This is a genomic window from Streptomyces aculeolatus (assembly GCF_020400605.1).
Lineage (GTDB): Bacteria > Actinomycetota > Actinomycetes > Streptomycetales > Streptomycetaceae > Streptomyces > Streptomyces aculeolatus.
In genome coordinates, this window is record NZ_JAINRD010000012.1 from 208129 (window position 1) to 226888 (window position 18760).

At 74.4% G+C, this 18760-nt stretch carries 14 protein-coding genes; 6 read left to right on the forward strand and 8 right to left on the reverse strand.

Going from position 1 to position 18760, the window contains the following annotated elements:
* Window positions 1-192: 192 nt before the first annotated feature.
* On the reverse strand, window positions 193-1734 hold the full coding sequence (locus tag LG396_RS21250; RefSeq protein WP_225795955.1) for an MFS transporter: 1542 nt from the start codon (window positions 1732-1734) through the stop codon (window positions 193-195).
* A gap of 1798 nt (window positions 1735-3532) precedes the next feature.
* On the opposite strand from LG396_RS21250, the gene LG396_RS21255 reads away from it, so the two are divergent.
* Window positions 3533-4591: an AfsR/SARP family transcriptional regulator gene (locus LG396_RS21255; RefSeq protein WP_018835167.1), complete on the forward strand. Its 1059-nt coding sequence runs from the start codon at window positions 3533-3535 to the stop codon at window positions 4589-4591.
* 123 nt (window positions 4592-4714) lie between these two features.
* On the opposite strand, the gene LG396_RS21260 is transcribed toward LG396_RS21255, so the two are convergent.
* The 5 genes from LG396_RS21260 to LG396_RS21280 form a co-directional block, all read right to left on the reverse strand.
* On the reverse strand, window positions 4715-5386 hold the full coding sequence (locus LG396_RS21260; RefSeq protein WP_037751818.1) for a response regulator transcription factor: 672 nt from the start codon (window positions 5384-5386) through the stop codon (window positions 4715-4717).
* Window positions 5383-6681 (reverse strand): sensor histidine kinase, encoded by a 1299-nt coding sequence (locus LG396_RS21265; RefSeq protein WP_225795957.1) that lies wholly within the window; start codon window positions 6679-6681, stop codon window positions 5383-5385. Before LG396_RS21265 ends, LG396_RS21260 begins: the two co-directional genes overlap by 4 nt.
* A gap of 97 nt (window positions 6682-6778) precedes the next feature.
* The gene (locus tag LG396_RS21270) at window positions 6779-9112 is read right to left on the reverse strand and encodes an MMPL family transporter (RefSeq protein ID WP_225795958.1); all 2334 of its coding nucleotides are present in this window, start codon (window positions 9110-9112) and stop codon (window positions 6779-6781) included.
* 228 nt (window positions 9113-9340) lie between these two features.
* Window positions 9341-9772 carry a PPOX class F420-dependent oxidoreductase gene (locus tag LG396_RS21275; protein ID WP_027742238.1) on the reverse strand — a complete coding sequence of 144 codons (432 nt, stop codon included), beginning with the start codon at window positions 9770-9772 and terminating at the stop codon, window positions 9341-9343.
* 43 nt (window positions 9773-9815) lie between these two features.
* Window positions 9816-10739, reverse strand: coding sequence for an NAD(P)-dependent oxidoreductase (locus tag LG396_RS21280; RefSeq protein ID WP_225795959.1), 924 nt, complete (start codon window positions 10737-10739; stop codon window positions 9816-9818).
* Window positions 10740-10801: 62 nt separating this feature from the next.
* Between LG396_RS21280 and LG396_RS21285 the strand changes: the two genes are divergently transcribed.
* The 3 genes from LG396_RS21285 (at window position 10802) to LG396_RS21295 (ending at window position 13738) form a co-directional block, all read left to right on the forward strand.
* Window positions 10802-11170 (forward strand): MerR family transcriptional regulator, encoded by a 369-nt coding sequence (locus tag LG396_RS21285; RefSeq protein ID WP_018835161.1) that lies wholly within the window; start codon window positions 10802-10804, stop codon window positions 11168-11170.
* A 143-nt stretch (window positions 11171-11313) separates the two neighbouring features.
* Window positions 11314-12870 carry an alkaline phosphatase D family protein gene (locus LG396_RS21290; protein WP_037751826.1) on the forward strand — a complete coding sequence of 519 codons (1557 nt, stop codon included), beginning with the start codon at window positions 11314-11316 and terminating at the stop codon, window positions 12868-12870.
* Between the two features lies 1 nt (window position 12871).
* A complete protein-coding gene (locus LG396_RS21295; protein WP_225795960.1) occupies window positions 12872-13738 on the forward strand; it encodes a polysaccharide lyase family protein in 867 nt (288 codons plus the stop codon).
* Between the two features lie 29 nt (window positions 13739-13767).
* Here LG396_RS21295 and LG396_RS21300 read toward each other — a convergent pair whose 3' ends face one another.
* The gene (locus tag LG396_RS21300) at window positions 13768-15015 is read right to left on the reverse strand and encodes an aminopeptidase (protein ID WP_225795961.1); all 1248 of its coding nucleotides are present in this window, start codon (window positions 15013-15015) and stop codon (window positions 13768-13770) included.
* A 49-nt stretch (window positions 15016-15064) separates the two neighbouring features.
* Window positions 15065-15703 carry an ArsR/SmtB family transcription factor gene (locus LG396_RS21305; RefSeq protein ID WP_225795962.1) on the reverse strand — a complete coding sequence of 213 codons (639 nt, stop codon included), beginning with the start codon at window positions 15701-15703 and terminating at the stop codon, window positions 15065-15067.
* A 97-nt stretch (window positions 15704-15800) separates the two neighbouring features.
* On the opposite strand from LG396_RS21305, the gene LG396_RS21310 reads away from it, so the two are divergent.
* Window positions 15801-17519 (forward strand): IlvD/Edd family dehydratase, encoded by a 1719-nt coding sequence (locus tag LG396_RS21310; protein WP_225795963.1) that lies wholly within the window; start codon window positions 15801-15803, stop codon window positions 17517-17519.
* Between the two features lie 9 nt (window positions 17520-17528).
* Entirely contained in the window at window positions 17529-18569 is a 1041-nt protein-coding gene (locus tag LG396_RS21315; RefSeq protein WP_225795964.1) for a zinc-dependent alcohol dehydrogenase, read from the forward strand.
* The last annotated feature ends 191 nt before the right edge of the window (window positions 18570-18760 follow it).

Here is an 18760-nt window from a genome sequence, read left to right on the forward strand (position 1 = left end):
CATCTCCTCGGTGGCACGCGCGCGTCGCCGGGTGCCGGCGGCGCGGTTCACGGGTTGTGCGTGGAGTTCGTGCGGCGGATACGGCCTGGACGCGGCCCGGATGCGGCACGGCGGTCTGCTTCGGGGACCAGCATCCGGCACTCCGCTTGGCCACCGCACACCGGCGAGTTGGCGTCCACTTGGCGGTCGCGGTCAGGCGGGTGCCGGGTCGGCCGGGTCCGCGCTCTTCGCACCGGCGGCCGGCGCGGGCGGCAGGGGGCCGGAGCGGATCAGCAGCCCGCAGACGACCGCGCCCACCGCGAAGAGGCCGCTGCACCACCAGAACACGGTGACGTAGCTCTCGACCGCGGCCAGCCGGAGCAGTTCCTCGGTCGGCTGCCCCTGGGCGTGCTCGGTCAGGTAGTCGGTGAGGGCGCTCGCCGCGAGGGTGTTGAGCAGCGCGGTGCCCACGGAGCCGCCGAGCTGCTGGCCGACCTGGATGCTCGCCGAGGCGATGCCGGCGTCCTGCGGCCGGACGCCGGTGGTGCCGGTCTGCAGCGCCGCGCCGAAGACCAGGCCCATACCGAAGCCCATGACGAGGATCGGGCCGAGGAGCGTGGTGACGTAGCGGGAGTCGACGTCCACGGTGGTCAGCCAGGCCAGGCCGGCGGCGTTGAGCAGCAGGCCCGCGACGACCAGCGGCCTCGGGCCGTACCTCGGCATGATCTTGATGTTGCCGATGTTCACGGCCACGGCGGTGAGCACGACCATCGGCAGCAGGGCGACGCCCGAGACGAGCGCCGAGTAGTCCAGCGTGGTCTGCATGTAGTAGATGAGGAACAGAAAGAAGCCGAACATGCCTGCGCCGACGAACAGCATCAGCAGGTACGCGCCGCCGCGGTTGCGGTGGAGGACGACGCGCGGCGGCAGCAGCGGGTGCGCCGCACGCGCCTGCCGGGCCGCGAAGGCGAGCAGGAGCGCCCCTCCGGCGACGAGGAAGCCCCAGGTCTCCGGGGTGCTCCAGGCCTCGTTCGCGGCGTTGGAGAAGCCGTAGACGACGCAGAACATCGCGCCCGACACCAGGACGACGCCGGGGATGTCGAGCTTGGTGCGCGGGCCGGCGGCGGCCTTCTCGTCGCGGCCGAACGGCAGCCCCGCGCCCAGCAGCGCGACGCCGGCGAAGAGCAGGTTCACGAACATGCACCAGCGCCAGGAGAGACCCGAGGTGAGGGCCCCGCCGATGATCAGGCCGAGGCCCGCGCCGCTGGCCGCGACCGCCCCGTACGCGCCGAACGCCTTGCCCTTCTCCTTGGGGTCGGTGAAGGTCGTGATCAGCAGCGTGAGGGTGGCCGGCGCGAGCAGCGCGGCGAAGACGCCCTGGCCCACGCGGGCGGCGACCAGCATCTCGAAGCCGGTCGCGGCGCCGCCCACGGCGGAGGACCCGGCGAAGCCGACGAGGCCCACGAGGAAGCTCCGCTTGAGGCCGAAGAGGAGGACCAGCCGCCCGCAGAAGAGCAGCAGGCTGCCGAACGCCAGCGCGTACGCGGTCACGATCCACTGCCGGTTGGCGAGCGAGAACCCCAGGTCCTCCTGCGCCGACGGCAGGGCGAGATTCATGATCGTCACATCGAGGACCACCATGAGCTGCGCAAGGCAGATGACGACGAGGACGAGCCACCGCCTGGGGTCCGGCTCCGCCGTCCCGGTCGCTCCCGCCCCCGGCCCGGCGGCCGCATCCGCGCTCTGTGTTGCCACGATCTTCTCCTCGTCGCGTGTGACGGACGTGCGTCTTTCACGCTCATGACAGAGGCCGCCGGGGGAATGTGACCCGGCTGCCGGATCAGGCACGTGCGGGCCACGTGGGGGCTCCCGGAAAAAAGTTCATGATCGTCTGTCACATTTCGGGGCCGCCAACTGTCATGTATATGAGGCCTCTTGCTTGCTTCGACCCGGGAAGGGAAAAAATAGACAAACTGCCCCCCTCGCGGTACGGCTCCCGGATACGCCTCCGGTTCGCGGTCCCTCCCCAAGGCCCGCGCCGCCACCGGTGGTTCGCCGGTCACCGCCCACTTCGCGGTATCCCCAGACCCGCGGCTCCCCACACCCTCCGGACCGATTCTACTCCCGCTCTCATTGCAAAGAACCGGCCACCCTGCCCTGCCGGTGCGGAAGATTCGATTCACCGCACCCGCCAATAGGAAACGGCAGGAGAACGTCTGGCGAAGCGTCCCGCAACGAGGCCGCTCCGCGACTTCGGTGACCCCTCGGAGAACACCGGATTGTTTGGTCGCGATAATTTTTTGAATCCCGTACGGGAAAGGTGAGCGTCCGCATCCGGACCGGTCGTTGACCAGCCCGGGAGCGGTATACGTTCGGGCCCCGGCGAGCGGAATGAAATTTCATTCCTGACTATGCCGAACTTACCCCCCTCCCGCCCTCCTCCGGCAGCTCCCGCGCGACCCTCGGACCGGCGCCGCCGTCACGCTCTGCTACCCGCGCGAAAGGCTCCGGCGGCGCCGGCACGAGGTCTGCGGCCACACCCGTGGCCGGCCCGAAACGGAACCGGAAGCTCCACGCTCCCCCGCCCTCCACAGCCCCGCCTACCTGGGCATCCATCCCCTCCACGACGACGGGAGAGGAGCCCGGGTCGATCTTGAAAAAACGTCCCAGCAGCACTGCCGTCTAGCAACTTCCTGCTATCTCGCCGAGGATGGCAGGACCTTGCCCCTCCGCCCCAGTGGAGTAATCGATCAGACCTTCGACGTGCGGGAACAGGCCGATACGGGATCAAGGGGGCGCCGCCACCACAGGAACGGTGTTGACAACCCCCCATTGCGATGTTGAGATCGAATAGCCGGGGAGAAAAGCGTCGAAGCCCCCAGATCGATCGTTGCTCTCGGTGTTCGGCAGCCGGAGATCCATTGCGTTGTGTATCGGCCGCGTAAAGCCGGGGCCCGCATTGCCGGGCCTTGACTGGATTAGCGTTCACGGCTACGCTGACCCCCGGCCAGTCTCGGGGGACTGGACAACAAACACGGGGGCAGCAGAAATGCTAACGATCGACGCAGGTCCGGAACCCGGCCACTGGCCCGACGGCCAGGTCGAGAATCGATGGCCGCCAAATCCGGCAAAAGTCGAATGTGACGAAACTCCAGTTGAGATTGCTGCTTTTCGGCAGCAAATCATTGCGGCGCCTACGCTCCCGCACGCGGCGCACGTCGTCTCCGCGGCCCGTCCTCTGACCCGGCAGCCCACACCCATGGGGCTGCCTCACGGACGGGCCGCAGTCATGCCGCGGCGTGGGAGTGATCCCCAGAGCGCCACGCAGCACCACTCGCGTACACCGCACGGAACGTACGGTGACCGGATCATGCTTGGCTGTACGGCCGGCAGCCGGGCCAGGCCGACACCCGGCCCTGGTCAGGCGCCCCGGAAAAGGCGGTGAGATGTTGGGAGTTCAGAGATGACGAACGACAGAACCAACGTCGACACGATGGTTATCGGCGCTGGATCGGGTGGAAGCTGCCAGTCCCACTCCGAGGGCGGGCAGCGGATGGGAACCGGTACCGGAGATGCGCGGCGCATCGCGGAGCTGGAGCGCGAGGTGCAGGAACTCCGCCGCGCCAACGAGATATTGAAGGTGTATTTCGCCAAGGAACTCGATCGCGAACTCGAAACCACTCCGTCCCCCCTCGTCGTCGGAACGCCCAGCGGGCCGGCCCGTCCGGAGGCGCCGCCGACCGCGCCCCCGACTCCGTCGCGCCCGATCCGCTGGAGCCCCGCACAGCCGTCCATGACGCCGGCCCCGCCCCGGCCCATGGCGGAGTTCCGGGCCCTGGGTCCCATCGAGGCCGTCGTCGGCGGCCGACTGCTGGACCTGGGCGCCCCCAAGCAGCGTGCCCTGCTCGCCCTGCTGGTCAGCAAGGTGGGCCAGCCGGTGGCGGTCGACGTCATCGTCGAGGAGCTGTGGAACGGCAACCCGCCGCCCTCGGCGATCACGTCACTGCAGGCGTACGTGGCCAACCTGCGCCGTGTCCTCGAACCCAACCGCGCCCCGCGCACCTCCGCGACCGTGCTCCGCACCTACGGCCGCGGCTACCTGCTGGACAACCACGTCGTCGAGGTCGACGTGCACCGGTTCAGCGAGCGCGCCGGCGCCGGCTGGGAGGCCCTGGACAGAGGCAAGCCCCAGGAGGCGCTGCGTGAATTAGAAGCCGGTCTCATGCTGTGGCGGGGCCAGGCGTACGCGGAGGTGGCCGACACCACGTACGTACGGCCCGAGGTCGCCCGGCTGGAGGAGCTTCGGCTGTCGGTCATCGAGGGGCGGTGCGCCGCGCTGCTGGCGGTGGGCGCCCACGAGATGGCGGTGGCCGAACTGGAGGCGTTCACGCAGGCGCATCCGCTGCGTGAATACGGCTGCGAGCTGCTCAGCCTGGCGCTGTACCGGGCCGGGCGGCAGGCCGACGCCCTCGCGGTGCTGCGCACCAACCAGCGCAGGCTCGCGGAGGAGCTGGGCATCGATCCCCGGCCCGCGCTGCAGCACTTGGAGAACGAGATCCTGAACCACGCGCCCGCGCTCGACTGGCGGCCGCGCCGGGGCGGTGGTGCGTGAGATCGCCGCATCGCGATCTCTTTGCCCGGGCACCCGCACAGTGTCCGAAATGCCGTCGCGGCCCGGGGAGCCCCCTCCCCGGGCCGCTTCCGCTTCCCGCCCGGGCGGGCCGCGGCGCGGGGCTCACTCCCGGGCCCGTACCAGTCCCGACTGGTAGGCGAGGACGACGAGTTGGGCGCGGTCACGGGCGGCGAGCTTCGTCTTCGCGCGCTGTACGTGGGTGCGTACGGTCAGCGGGCTGACGACCAGCTCCGCGGCGATCTCGGCGTTGGACTTCCCCTGCGCGACCAGCGCCGTCACCTCGCGCTCCCGGGCGGTGAGCACCGCCAGGTCCTCCGGTACGGCCCGGGCGGCGCCCGGCTCGGGGGTGGCGAGGAAGCGGGCGATGAGCGCGCGGGTGGCGGCCGGCGACAGCAGCGCGTCGCCGGCGGCGACGGTGCGGACGGCGTCGACGAGTTCGTCCGCGGAGGCGTCCTTGCCCAGGAAGCCGCCCGCGCCGACCCGCAGCGCGCGGGCCACGTGCTCGTCGGTCTGGAACGTGGTGAGGACGAGCACGCGCACGTCCGCCAGCTCCGGGTCGGCGCAGATCGCCTCGGTCGCGGCGAGGCCGTCGGTGCCGGGCATGCGGATGTCCATGACGACGACGTCGGGGCGGTGGGCGCGGGCGAGTTCGACGGCCTCGCCGCCGTCGGCGGCCTCCGCGACGACCTCCAGGTCGGCGTACGAGTCGAGGAGTATCCGGAACGTCGCCCGCAGCAGGGCCTGGTCGTCGGCGAGCAGCACGCGGACGGTCATCGGGGCTCTCCGGAGGTCTCGGGGTCCTGCTCGGGGTTCTCTTCGGGTTGCTGACCGGGCTGCCGCGGAACCGGGGGCTCCGGCCGTACGGGCAGGGGCAGTTCCGCGGTCACGGTGAAGCCGCCGTCCGGCCGCGGGCCCGCGCGCAGGCTGCCGCCCGCCGTGCGGGCGCGCTCGCGCATGCCGATGAGCCCGAACCCGCCGCCCGGCGGCGGGGGCGGCCGGCCGGCGCCGCCGTCGTCGCTGACGCTGACGGTCAGCCGGTCGTGGGCGTACGCGAGCCGCACCCGCGCCGCGCCCGCGCCGGCGTGCTTCGCGACGTTGGTGAGCGCCTCCTGCACGATCCGGTACGCGGTGAGGTCGAGCCCCGGCGGCAGCGGCCGCTCCGCACCCTCGGCGGCGACGGTGACGGGCAGCCCCGCGGAGGCGAACGCGGCGACCAGCTCCGGCAGTCTGCCCAGCCCCGGCGCCGGCTCCAGCGGCTCCCCGGAGCCGACCGTTCCGCCCGGTCCGCCGCCTCCGGTCGCGGTGCCGGGGTCGTCCGGGTCGCCGGGCTGGCGCAGCAGGCCGACCGTGGCCTGGAGTTCGCGCAGCGCCGCCGACGTCGTGCCGGTCAGTTCGCCGAGGATCTCCTCGGCCTGCCCCGGCCGGGTCCGTACCAGCCGGGCGGCGGTGCCGGCCTGGGCGTGCGCCAGCGCCATGTGGTGGGCGACGACGTCGTGCAGCTCGCGCGCGATGCGTACGCGCTCCTCGGCGACCCGGCGGCGCGCCTCCTCCTCGCGGGTGCGCTCGGCGTGCTCGGCGCGCAGGTGGACGGCGTCGAGGTAGGCGCGCCGCGCCTGGACGGCGATGCCCGCGAGCACCGGCAGCAGCAGCCAGAAGACGGGCCCGACGGACTCCTCGGCCCAGTCCTGCCCCTCGTTCTCGGCGAGCAGCGCGACGGGGACGACGAGGGCGAGGACGAGGGTGTAGTGGGCGTAGACGGTCCGCTGCGGAGCGCGTACGGCCAGCTCGTACAGGGCGAGGACCGTCGGCGCGAGCAGCGGCAGCGAGAGCGGGTAGCCCAGGCCCGCGGACGCGGCCCCGCACACGGCCGTGGCGACGACGACCGGCCCCGGGTGGCGGCGGCGCCACAGCAGCGGGACGAGGGCGGCGGCCACCAGCGGCTGCCCGGCGGCCCAGCCGTGGGCGGCGCCGGCGTGCTGCCTGCTGGTGACGGCCGTCACAAGCAGCAGCAGGGCCGCCTCGACGAGGCGGGGGTGGCGGTCGGTGAACCGCGACCAGGTGGGGAACACCGTGTTCTCCCCTCGGGTGGACCGGCTCGTGGTCGTACGCGCCCGGGGCCGGCCGCCGCACACGCGGTGCGGGCAGCCGACCCTACGGCCCGGCGCGTCAGACGCGCGTCAGGTCGCGGCCCGCCCCGCCGTCCGGGGCCGGCCGGGGGCCGGGCGTCCCGCGGCCCAGCGCCTCGCCCTCCACGTCCACGCGCGGCAGCAGGCGGTCCAGCCAGCGGGGCAGCCACCAGGCACGCCTGCCGAGGAGGGCCAGCACGGCGGGCACGAACGCCATGCGGACGACGACGGCGTCGAAGAGGACGGCGACGGCGAGCCCGAAGCCGATCATCCGGATGACCTGCTCGCCGCCGGTCATGAACCCGGCGAAGACCGCCATCATGATCACCGCGGCTACCGCGACCACCCGGGCACTGTGCCGGAAGCCGCTGACGACGGCGTCCCGGGCGTCCTCCCCGTGCACGTACGCCTCGCGCATCCGGGAGACGAGGAAGACCTGGTAGTCCATGGCCAGGCCGAAGACGATGCCCACCAGGAAGATCGGCATCATGCTCATGATGGGCCCGGTCTGCTCGATGCCGAACAGCCCCGCCAGACGGCCCTGCTGGAAGACGGTGACGACGGCGCCGAGCGCGGCGAGCACCGACAGCAGGAACCCGAGCGCGGCCTTCAGCGGCACGAGCACGGAGCGGAAGACCAGCAGGAGCAGCAGGAACGCCAGGCCGATGATGGTCGCCAGATACGGCACCAGGGCGTCCTGGAGCTTCTGCCCGACGTCGATGTTGAGCGCGGTGGCGCCGGTGACCTCGTACGTCGCACCGGTGGCGGCCTCGGTCGCGGGGCGCTGCCCGCGGATGTCGTGGACGAGGTCCTTGGTGCGTTCGCTGGTGGGCGCGGTGGCGGGGGTGGCGGTGAGCACCGCCGTCCCGCCGGCCTCGTCGAAGCGCGGCGGGGAGACGGAGACGACGCCGTCGGTGGCGTCGAGCGCCGCGGAGACCTCCGCGACGGCGGCCCGCGGGTCGGTGGCGCCGCGGGCGTCGACGACGACGGTGAGGGGGCCGTTGAAGCCGGGGCCGAAGCCCGCGGCGAGGGCGTCGTAGGCGCGGCGCTCGGTGGTGGAGGTGGGCTTGGCCTCGTCGCCGGGCATGCCGAGGCGCAGGTCGGCGGCGGGTACGGCGAGGAGGCCGAGGCCGGCGACGGTGGCGAGGAGCACCGGGACGGGGCGGCGCAGGACGAAGCGGGCCCAGCGGACGCCGAGCGCGGCCGACGGGGACGCGGGATCCGGGCCCGTACCGTGCCGCGCATCCGGACCGTCCGAGGTCCGCGCGGCCTCCGGCGCGGCCGTACGGCCCGAAGGGTCCGTACGCCCCGCGCCGCCCCTCCCCCGGACGCGCCACGACCCGCGCCGTCCGGGCTTCCGCGCGCGGCGGGCCAGCACCGCGTCCGGCCACCAGCCCAGCAGCGCCGGCACCAGCGTCAGCGCGACCAGCACCCCCACGAGCACCGCCCCCGCCGCGCCCAGCCCCATCTTCGTCAGCATCGGCACCCCGACCACGGACAGGCCGGCCAGCGCGATGACCACCGTCAACCCCGCGAACACCACCGCGGACCCCGCCGTGCCCGCCGCGCGGCCCGCCGCCTCACGCGGCTCGTGGCCGGCGGCCCGCTCCTCGCGGTAGCGGGAGACGACGAAGAGCGAGTAGTCGATGCCGACCGCGATCCCGAGCATCATGGCCAACTCGCCGACCGTCGAGGAGAGTCCGAGCGCGCTGCCCAGGGCCGTGATCGCGAACATGCTGACGCCGATCCCGACGACCGCGGTGATCAGCGGCAGCCCGGCGGCGGCCAGCGAGCCGAAGGTGATCAGCAGCACCACCGCGGCCACGGCGATGCCGACGACCTCGCCGATGCCCGCGGAGACCGACGACTCCAGCGCGCTGCCGCCCGCCTCGACGGTCAGCCCCGCGTCCCGCGCCTCCTCGATCGCGTCCGTCAGCGCCGCCCGGGCGGCGGAGCTGACGTCGTCCTCCGCGACCGCGTAGGTGACGGTGGCGTACGCGGTCGTCCCGTCGTCGCTGACGCCCTGCCCGTCGAAGGGGTTCTCCGCCGCGGCGACCTGCGGCGCACCGGCCGCGTCCGCGACGAAGGCGTCGACCGCCGCGCGCGCCGGGCCCGCGGTGATCTTCCCGCCCTCCGGCGCGACGAACACGACGCGGGCGTCAGCCCCGTCGGCCGCGGCGCCGGGGAAGCGCTCGTCGATGAGGTCGTACGCGCTCTGGGCCTCGATCCCGGGCATCGAGGAGGAGTCGTCGGGCGGGTCTCCGGCGCTCGTCGCGCCGAGGAAGGCGGCGGCGAGGACGGCCGCCCACAGCAGCGCCACGGGCAGGCGCCGGCGGAAGGCGAACCGGCCGAGCCGGTACAGGAAGGTCGCCATGGGAAGGGGTCTCCGCTTCTGGGGTCTCGAAGGACCCCTCCAGCGTTTCCGCGGGGACCCCGCGCCGTCGTCGTCGCCCGTACGGCACTTCCGCGTACTGAGAAGCGAGTACGCGGCCGCGCCCCGTCAGCCGCGGGGATGACGCTCCCGGACGGCGGCCCGGGGCGGGGACGGGGACGCGGACGGGGTGACGGGCGGCCGCCCGTCACCCCGGTGTGCGTGCGGGCGTCAGCCGAGCCGCTCGCCGTAGACGTGGTCGACGGTCATGGTCATCAGCACCCGGCGGTCGGAGACCATCACCGCGCGGTACTCGTCCCAGTCGGGGTGCTCCCCCGCCGCCGCGCGGTAGTAGTCCACCAGCGCCTCGACCTCCGGCCCGTGCGGGTCGGTGCCGGGCCCGACGAGGGTCGCGGTGCCCTCCGCGGTGGCCCAGGAGCGGCCGTCGCGGGCGGTGACCTCCAGCGCGGCGCGGGCGTCGCGGCGCAGGTTCGCGGTCTTCGCGCGGCCTTCGGTCATCGAGACGTGGAGGACGCCCGCGTCCCGGTCGTAGAAGGGCATGACGGGCGAGAGCTGCGGGCGGCCGTCCTTCTTGAGCGTGGCCAGCACGCCGAGGCGGCTCTCCGCGAGCAGCGCGCGCGGGTCGTACGAGGTCGTGGTCATAACCGTTGCCAAGTCCTGGTCCGTGGGTGGTATTCCGGGGGTGTCACTGCGGCTTCGCCGCCGGGCGGCGGAACTCCTCGATCATCACCGGATACCCCTCGCCGCCGTGCCCGGCCGCCGCGGCCCGGTCGGCGAACGCCTTGATCAGCGCCGGAAACTCCGCGTTCACGCCGAGGGATTCGCTCTCCTGAACGAGGTGTGCCATCGAGACCCGGTGGATGTCCAGGGTGGCGTCGTCCGGCGGGAAGGCGCCGGCGTCGATCTGCTTCGCGTAGCCCGGGAGCCAGCCGGCGACGGCGGGGATGCCCTTCGACGCGATCTCGGTGTACTCCGCCGCGGACACCCCGGCGGTGCCGAGCAGCGCGGCCCCGTGCAGCCAGCCGTTGAGCATGCTCCACATCAGGCCGACCACCGCCATCTCGTAGAGCGCCGTGCGCCCCTGGTCGGCGCCGAGGTGCAGGACGTCGCCGCCCAGGGCGCGCAGCGCGGGCGCGTGGCGGTCGAAATCCGCGCGCGGGCCGCTGACGGCGATGGTCGCCGCCGCGGTGCCGATGTCCGGGGGTACGGCCATGATGCCGCCGTCGAGGTAGGTGAGGCCGCGCCCGGCGGCCCACGCGGCGGTGTCGCGGGCCTGCGCCGAGGTGCCGGTGGTGAGGTTGACGAGGGTCCGGCCGCGGAGGGCGGCTTCCTCGACGGGGTCGAGGAAGGCGTGCAGCGCGTCGTAGTCGGTGACGCAGGCCATCACGAGCGGGGCGGCGGCGACCGCCTCGGCGGGGGTGCCGGCCCGTACGGCGCCCTCGGCGACGAGGTCGTCGGCCTTGCCGGGGGTGCGGTTCCAGACGGTGGTGGGGTGCCCGGCGCGCAGCAGGGCGGCGGCCAGGGCGTGGCCCATCAGGCCGAGGCCGAGTACGGCGACGGGGGCCGATGCGGGCTCGGAGGCGTTCTCGGGGTGCTTGTCGGTCGTCATGGAAGAATGGTCAACGTTCATACCGGTATGAAGGTCAAGTCCCGAGGGCCGAGGAGGCGCACATGCGGATCGGCGAGCTGAGCCGGCGCACCGGCGTCAACGCGCACCAGCTGCGCTACTACGAGGCCCAGGGCCTGCTGGAGCCCGAGCGCTCCGGCAACGGATACCGGGAGTACACGGACGACGCCGTGCTCACCGTCACCCAGATCCGGCGCCTGCTCGACGCCGGCCTGTCGACCCAGGACATCGCCTGGCTGCTGCCCTGCGCCACCGGCACGGGGCCCGACTTCTACCCCTGCCCCGAGCTGCTGGACAAGTTCCGCGACCGGCTGGAGGGGCTCGACGCGCACATCACGACGCTCTCCCGTTCCCGGCAGGTGCTGAACGAGTACCTCGACGCCGCCGAGCGGCGCGTCGCGCAGTACGGCTGACGGCCCGTACGCCCACGGGCGGGCCAGCGCCGCCCCGTTGATCGTCTCTCCGCCGTCCCGCGGCCCTTCACCTGCGCGTCGCGCCCCGGCCACCCCGCCCGGCGAACATCCTTCCGGATCTGCACAACGTCCGGGAGGCACAGGTGACTTCACCACCCCATTCCCCGCGCCGGCGCTCGTTCCTGCAGGCCGCGGGTGTCGGCGTCGGCGCGCTGCTGGCCGGGGCCGGGCTCGCCGGGCGGGCCGAGGCCGCGGGCGGCGCGCCGCGGCTGCGCGAGGACCCGTACCGCCTGGGCGTCGCCAGCGGTGAACCGGCGGCGGACGGCGCCGTGCTGTGGACCCGGCTGGCGCCGGACCCGCTCGCCGCCGACGGCCACGGCGGCATGCCGCGCGCGGGCTACGACGTGGGCTGGCAGGTCGCCGAGGACGAGCGCTTCCGCCGGGTGGTGCGCAGCGGCTCCGCGGTCGCGCTGCCGGAGCTGGGGCACTCCGTCCACCCGCAGGTCCGCGGGCTGCGCCCGGGCCGGCAGTACTTCTACCGCTTCCGCACCCACGGCCGCACCAGCCCCGTGGGCCGCTTCCGCACGGCGCCCGACCCCCGTTCCGCGCGCGGCTCGTTCACCTTCGCCACCGCCTCCTGCCAGGCGTGGTACCACGGCCACTTCTCCGCGTACCGCGACATGGCCGCCCAGGACCCGGACGTGGTGTTCTTCCTCGGGGACTACATCTACGAGTACGGGATCACCGCCGCCAACATGTGGCGCGGCGCCCCGCTGCCCGGCGCCCGCCACGAGACCGAGACCAGCACCCTCGCCGACTACCGGCTGCGCTACGCGCTGTTCAAGTCGGACCCCGACCTCCAGGCCGTGCACGCGGCGGCGCCGTGGATCCTCACCCCGGACGACCACGAGGTGCAGAACGACTACTCCGACGAGACGTCGTACTACGGCCTGAGCGAGGAGGACTTCCTGCTCCGCCGGGCGGTCGCGTACCGCGCGTACTACGAGAACTGCCCGCTGCCCGCGCTCGCCCTCGGCCACGGCCCCGACGCCCGGCTGCACCGCCGGCTGCGCTACGGCCCGGCGGCCCTGCACGTCCTGGACGCCCGCCAGTACCGCGACCCCAAGCCGGCCGACGCCGCCGAGCAGCACGCGCCCGGCCGCACCATGCTCGGCCGGGAGCAGGAGCGCTGGCTGTACCACGGGCTGCGCACCTCCGGTGCCCGCTGGAACCTGCTGCTCCAGCAGGTCGGCCTGGTCCGGGTGACGGAGAACCGCGTGGACCAGTGGGACGGCTACCCGGCCGCGCGGCAGCGCCTCCTCGACGTCCTCGGCGAGCCGGGCGTGGCGCCGTCCGTCGTCTTCACCGGCGACTGCCACCGCTCCATCGCCGGCGACCTCCTCGCGGACTTCGCCGACCCCGGATCGCGCGTCGTGGGCAGCGAGTTCCTCGGTACGTCCATCGCCTCGGACGGCGACGGCGCGCCCACGGACACCTACACGAAGGACTGGATGCAGCACCCCTGGATGCGGTTCTACGACGGCCGCCGCGGCTACGTCCTCGGGCACGCGGACGCGGCCGCGGTCACCGCCGGGTACCGGGCGGTGCCGTACGTACGGGCCGACAACGGGGCGGCCGGGTTCGCGCTCGACCGCTTCCGGGTGGCACACGGCCGCCCCGGCATGGAGAAGGTGAGCTGACATGACCACACCCACCGCGCACACCGCCGCCGGGCGTCCTGGTTCCGGCCCCGCGCCCGGCTCCGTCTCCGGGCTCGCCGCCGCCGGCGGGCTCGGCGCGGTCGAGCTGACGTGGCGCCCGTACCGGACCCGCGGCACACAACTCGTCGACCACTACGAGGTGTACGAGCTGACCGCCGCCGGCGACACCCTCCTGGCCCGCACGCTCTTCCCGCACCACACCCACCGCGTCGGCCCCGAGGCGGTGACCCGCCGCTACACCGTCGTCGCCGTCGTCGACTCCGGCGCCCGCACCCGGCCCGCGCGCGCCGCGGCGGCGACGAGCGAGCGGTCGCTCGCCGCGGGCCGCCCGGTCGCGCGGGTCGGCGAGTTCGACCACCGGGGGCTGGAGTTCGCGCTGTCGCCGAACCTGAGCGCGCAGTACCCGGCGGCCTTCCCCGAGGACGTCGACTTCCGCCACGGCGCCTCCGACCCCGCCCGCGACTGGTGCTATCTGCACCCGGGCCCGGGCGACGCTTGGGCCGGCCGCAGGGAGCACACGTTCACGCTCCGCTTCGACCTGGCCGCCGCGCCGGAGCGGGACCTCGGCTTCGCGCTGTGGCTGATCGACTCGCACGCCACCGCCGCCGGCACCGCGGAGCTGGCGGTCAACGGCCGCGCGGTGCGGACGCTGGCGTTCCGCGGCGGCGCGACGCGCGGTTCGCTGGAGGGCGACGCGGCCCGCTCCGGCAGCGTACTGAAGCCGTCGTCGTACGAACTGCCGCTGGCGGCGGACCTCTTCAGGGCCGGCGAGAACGTGCTGACGCTGCGCAAGACGAGCGGGTCGTGGATCGCGTACGACGCCCTGGGGGTGTTCGCGCCGGAGTGACGGCGGCGCGCCCTTGCGCCCTTGCGCCCTCAGAGCTGCCACTCGTCGTTGCGCAACACCACCACCCGGCGGCCGTCGCGGGTGATGCCGGTGACCGTGACCTCCGGCCCGCCGACCATGAAGTCGGTGTGCACGGCGGAGACGCTCATGCCCAGCGCGTCGCGCTCCCCGGCGCTCAGCCCCGCGGCGCCGGGCACGGTCTGCGGCAGGCCCGCGCCCCAGGCCAGGTGGCAGGTGGCGTTCTCGTCGAGCAGGGTCTCCATGAACGTCACCCCCGACCTGCCGATCGGCGACGTCCCGTCCACCAGGGCCACTTCGCCGAGCTGGGCCCCGCCGCGGTCGGCCGCCTGGTGGGCCCGTACGACGTCCGCGCCGCTGCTCGCCCGCACCTCGGCGACGCGCCCGCCGGCGAAGGTCAGCTCCAGGCCGGTGACGACCGTGCCGGCGAGTGCGAGCGGGCGGGTGGCCCGCACGGTGCCCTCGACCCGGCGGTGGTCGGGGGTCGTGTACACCTCCTCGGACGGCAGGTTGGCGACGAACCGGCGGCCGTCGGCGCTGTCGAAGCCGACCGCGTCCCAGCAGCCGCCCGGGATCATCCCGATGGTCAGGTCGGTGCCGGGGCCCTCGAAGTGGACGGCGTCCAGGCCGAGCCCGTCGAGCCGGGCCGCCCGCGCCTTCAGCTCGGCCAGCCGCTCCCGCCAGGCGGCGGCCGGGTCGGGCCGGTCGAGCCGCAGGAAGTGCCTGAGGTGCCCCCACAGCCGGGCCACGTCCTCCTCGCCGAAGACGTGGCGCGCCCAGGAGCGGGTGGGGTAGCCGATGACGGTCCAGCGGACGAGGTCGGCCTGCTGGAGGCGGTAACGGGAGGGGAGGTTGGGCATGCGGTCGAGCCCGGCCCTGGCCGGGTCGGTGTCGTCGAGCAGGCCGGGCTCGGCCTCGCCGCGGATGTTGACCAGCACGCCGTGGCGGCGGCCGAGTTCGGCGTTGCGCGCGTCGAGCCAGTCGGGTGTTTCGCCGAGCGTGGCGGCGTCGGCGTGGCGGACGCGGGAGCGCTTGGCGTGCGGGTCGAAGTACCAGATGTCGACGTAGCGGGCGCCGCGCGCGTACGCGCCCTCGGCGAGCGCGCGGGCCAGCGGGGCGTGCTCGATCTCGGCGTTGACGGCCACCAGGTCGTCGGCGGCGACGGGGGCGGCGACGTCGAGGACGAGGGCGGCGTACGCGTCCAGGTCGGCGGCGGGGATGTCGGGAGAGGCGGGCGAGGCGTGCACGGACGGGTTCATGGGCACTCCTGTGGGCCGGGGTTGCGAAACGTGCGTACGGGGGCGGGAATCAGCCGCGTTCGCCGCCGGATCCGGTGGCGGGCCCGGCGCCGCGTGGGCGGCCGGTCTCGCCCTGGGGTGCGCGGCCGGGGTCACCCTCGGCGGCGCCGTCCGGGGCGCCGCCGAGTTCGAGCAGCATCGCGGTGAAGCTGACGTGGACGCCGTCGCCGGTCCGCGGCGGGCCCGCCTTGTCGTGGACGAGCCGCACGGCGCGGTCGGTCAGCGCGCAGACCTCCGCCCAGGTCTCGCGCGGCAGCCAGACCTCCGCGTCGGCGCTCGTGACCTGCCGGCCCGCGGCGGCGGCACGGCGCCGCAGGTCACTGAAGAGCGCCTCCAGCAGCAGGTCCGAGTCGCCGGAGCGGTCCAGGCGCAGCGCGCTGTCCGGGTCGTACTCGTACCGCTTGGGCGGCTGTCCGCGCCGGGCCGCGCCGCCGGACTCCGCCCCGGGCGCGTCACCGGCCCGGCGCAGGAAGCCTGCCTCCGCCAGCCGCCGCAGGTGGTAACTCGCCGAGCCGTGCGCGATGCCCAGTTCCTCCGCCACCTCCGTCGCCGACATCGGGGCGCCGGTGAGCAGCGAAACGATGCGGATACGCAGCGGGTTGGCCAGCGCACGCAGCGGCACGAGCGGCGAGTCGTTTTCCCAAGACATGTTGGGATAATAGGCCGGGCGGGCGCCGACGGGTAGGCAGCGTGCGAGCAACCGTTTACTGTGCGGGTGTTCGCCCCTGCGACTCGAAGGACGGTGTATGGCTGCCGAGCTGCGAAGCGCCCAGTGGTACGGGGGCACGGACCGGAACGCGTACATCCACCGCGCGTGGATGCGCCGCGGCCTGCCGCACGACGCCTTCTCCGGCCGCCCCCACATCGCGATCGCCAACACGGCCTCCGACCTGACCCCCTGCAACTCCCACCTGACCGAGGTCGCCCGCTCGGTGCGCGACGGCGTACACGAGGCCGGCGGCGTGCCGCTGGAGCTGCCGGTGGTCTCGCTCGGCGAGACCCAGGTGCGCCCCACGGCGATGCTGTGGCGCAACATGGCGGCGATGGCGGCGGAGGAGATGTTCCGTGCCAACCCGGTCGACGGCCTGGTCCTCCTCGGCGGCTGCGACAAGACGATCCCCGCGCTGCTCATGGCCGCCGCCTCGGTCGACCTGCCCGCGCTCGTCGTCCCCGGCGGCCCGATGCTCACCGGCACGTTCCGCGGCAAGCCGCTGGGCTGCGGCACGGACGTGTGGCGGCTGAGCGAGGAGGTGCGCGCGGGCGAGCTGTCCGAGGAGGACTTCACCCGCTCCGAGTCGTCCATGATCCGCAGCCGCGGACACTGCAACACCATGGGCACGGCCTCCACGATGGCCGTGCTCGCCGAGGCGCTGGGCATGGTCCTGCCGGGCCTGGCCGGCACGCCCGCGCCCGACAGCCGGCTGCTGGAGGCGGCGCACGAGTCGGGGAGGCTCGCGGTCGAGCTGGTACGCGAGGGGCGTACCCCGTCGCGGATCATCACCGCCGCCTCGTTCCGCAACGCGATCGTCGCGCTCGCCGCCACCGGCGGCTCCACCAACGCCGTCGTGCACCTCCTCGCCCTCGCCGGCCGCCTCGGCGTGGAGCTGGGCCTCGACGACTTCGACCGCGTCGGCGCGGACGTGCCGCTGCTGGTCGACCTGCTGCCGGCGGGGCGGTTCCTGATGGACGACCTGCACCGCGCGGGCGGCCTGGCGGCCGTCCTCAACGAGGTGCGCGACCTGCTCGACCCGGCGGCGCTCACCGTCACCGGCCGCCCGCTCGTGGACCACCTGGACGGCGCGCGCATCTGGGACCCCGAGGTCGTCCGCACCCGCGATGCACCGCTCCGGCCGGCCGCCGGGATCGCCGTGCTCCGGGGCAACCTCGCGCCGGCCGGCGCCCTCATCAAACCCGCCGCCGCCTCGCCGGAGTTGCTGCGGCACCGCGGGCGGGCGGTGGTCTTCGACAGCATCGAGGACTTCCACGCCCGTATCGACGACCCGGACCTGGACGTCGACGCCGACTCGGTGCTCGTCCTGCGCGGCTGCGGCCCGCGCGGCTACCCCGGCATGCCGGAGGTGTCGAACATGCCGCTGCCGCGCAAGCTGCTGGAGCGGGGCGTGCGCGACATGGTGCGGGTCTGCGACGGCCGGATGAGCGGCACGGCGTACGGGACGGTGGTGCTGCACGTCGCGCCGGAGGCGGCGGCGGGCGGCCCGCTGGCGCTCGTCCGCACCGGGGACGTCATCGCCCTCGACGTCGAGGGCCGCAGCCTCACGCTGGAGGTCCCCGACGCGGAGCTGGCGGCCCGTACGCCCAGCGAGGCGACGGTCGCGGGCTACGCGGCGCCGCGCCGCGGCTGGGAGCGGCTGTACGTGGACCACGTGCTGGGCGCGGACACCGGGGCGGACCTGGACTTCCTGGTGGGTGCGTCGGGCGCCGAGGTGAGCCGTGAGTCGCACTGAGGGCCGGCGTTGAGGGCGTTCGTGCTGCACGGCGCCGGCCGGGCCGGGGTCGAGGACGTCGAGCCGCCGGCGGCGGGGCCGGGCGAGGTGGTCGTGGACGTCGCGCGCGTGGGGGTGTGCGGGACGGACGTGGAGCTGTACTCGGGCGAGTTGCAGTACCTCCGCGACGGCCGCTCGCGGTTCCCCGTACGCCCCGGGCACGAGTGGTCGGGCCGGGTCACGGCGGTCGGCGCGGGCGTGGACCCCGGCTGGGCGGGGCGCCGGGTGACGGGTGACACGATGCTGGGCTGCCGCGCCTGCCGCCGCTGCCGGGGCGGGCGGCAGCACCTGTGCGAGGACCGCCAGGAGGTGGGCATCCTGGGCCGCGCCGGCGCGCTGGCGGCGCGACTGGCCGTCCCGGCGTGGTCGTTGCACGCCCTGCCCGACACGGTCGACGACGCGCTGGGCGCCCTGGTGGAGCCGGGCGGCAACGCGCTGCGCGCGGTGCGCGCGGCGGGGCTCGCACCGGGCGACCGGGTGCTGGTCACGGGCCCGGGCACGATCGGCCTGCTGGCCGCGATGTTCGCGCGTCGGGCGGGCGCGGAGGTCCACCTCCTGGGCCGCGACCCCGAGACCCTGGAGTTCGCGGCGTCCCTGGGCTTCGACCGCTGCTGGACGGCGGAGTCGCTGCCGCGGCTCCCGTACGAGGCCGTGATCGACGCCTCCAACGCGGAGTCGCTCCCGGCCCGGGCGGTGGAGTGGGTGGAGCCGGGCGGCCGGGTGGTCTTCATCGGCCTCGCGGGCACCCCGAGCCTGCTGGACACCCGCGCGCTGGCGCTCAAGGACGCCACGGCCAGGGGCATCCTGAGCGCGTCGCCCGGTCTGGCGGCGACGATCAGCGCGTACGCGGAGGGGGCGGTCGACCCGCGCCCGCTGATCGCGGCGACGATCGGCCTGGACGGGGTGGCGGCAGTCCTGTCGGGCGAGCGCCCCGAAGGCGCGGGCCCGGGCCCGAAGGTGCACGTGGCGCCCGGTGGGCCGGCCGCACCGGCCCCGCCGGCCGCCGGCTGACCCGCCCGGCGGACGTCAGGCGCCTAAGGGCTGTCCCGTCACCCGCGGTGGATCAGCGAGCGGCGTCTGGTGCGGTGCATCGCAGGGCGGAGGGTCGACCGCATACCGGGCCGTATTCGGTCGATCCCGACAACGCGGCAAGGTGCCGTGCCAGGCGTCGTGAGCCCGCCGCGGGTTACGGAACAGCCCTT

Bases quoted from the DNA above. Each gene is read 5' to 3' on its own strand.
- LG396_RS21255 (WP_018835167.1), top strand. From the start codon at position 3,533: ATGGGAACCGGTACCGGAGATGCGCGGCGCATCGCGGAGCTGGAGCGC.
- LG396_RS21260 (WP_037751818.1), bottom strand. From the start codon at position 5,386: ATGACCGTCCGCGTGCTGCTCGCCGACGACCAGGCCCTGCTGCGGGCG.
- LG396_RS21270 (WP_225795958.1), bottom strand. From the start codon at position 9,112: ATGGCGACCTTCCTGTACCGGCTCGGCCGGTTCGCCTTCCGCCGGCGC.
- LG396_RS21275 (WP_027742238.1), bottom strand. From the start codon at position 9,772: ATGACCACGACCTCGTACGACCCGCGCGCGCTGCTCGCGGAGAGCCGC.
- LG396_RS21280 (WP_225795959.1), bottom strand. From the start codon at position 10,739: ATGACGACCGACAAGCACCCCGAGAACGCCTCCGAGCCCGCATCGGCC.
- LG396_RS21285 (WP_018835161.1), top strand. From the start codon at position 10,802: ATGCGGATCGGCGAGCTGAGCCGGCGCACCGGCGTCAACGCGCACCAG.
- LG396_RS21295 (WP_225795960.1), top strand. From the start codon at position 12,872: ATGACCACACCCACCGCGCACACCGCCGCCGGGCGTCCTGGTTCCGGC.
- LG396_RS21300 (WP_225795961.1), bottom strand. From the start codon at position 15,015: ATGAACCCGTCCGTGCACGCCTCGCCCGCCTCTCCCGACATCCCCGCC.
- LG396_RS21305 (WP_225795962.1), bottom strand. From the start codon at position 15,703: ATGTCTTGGGAAAACGACTCGCCGCTCGTGCCGCTGCGTGCGCTGGCC.
- LG396_RS21310 (WP_225795963.1), top strand. From the start codon at position 15,801: ATGGCTGCCGAGCTGCGAAGCGCCCAGTGGTACGGGGGCACGGACCGG.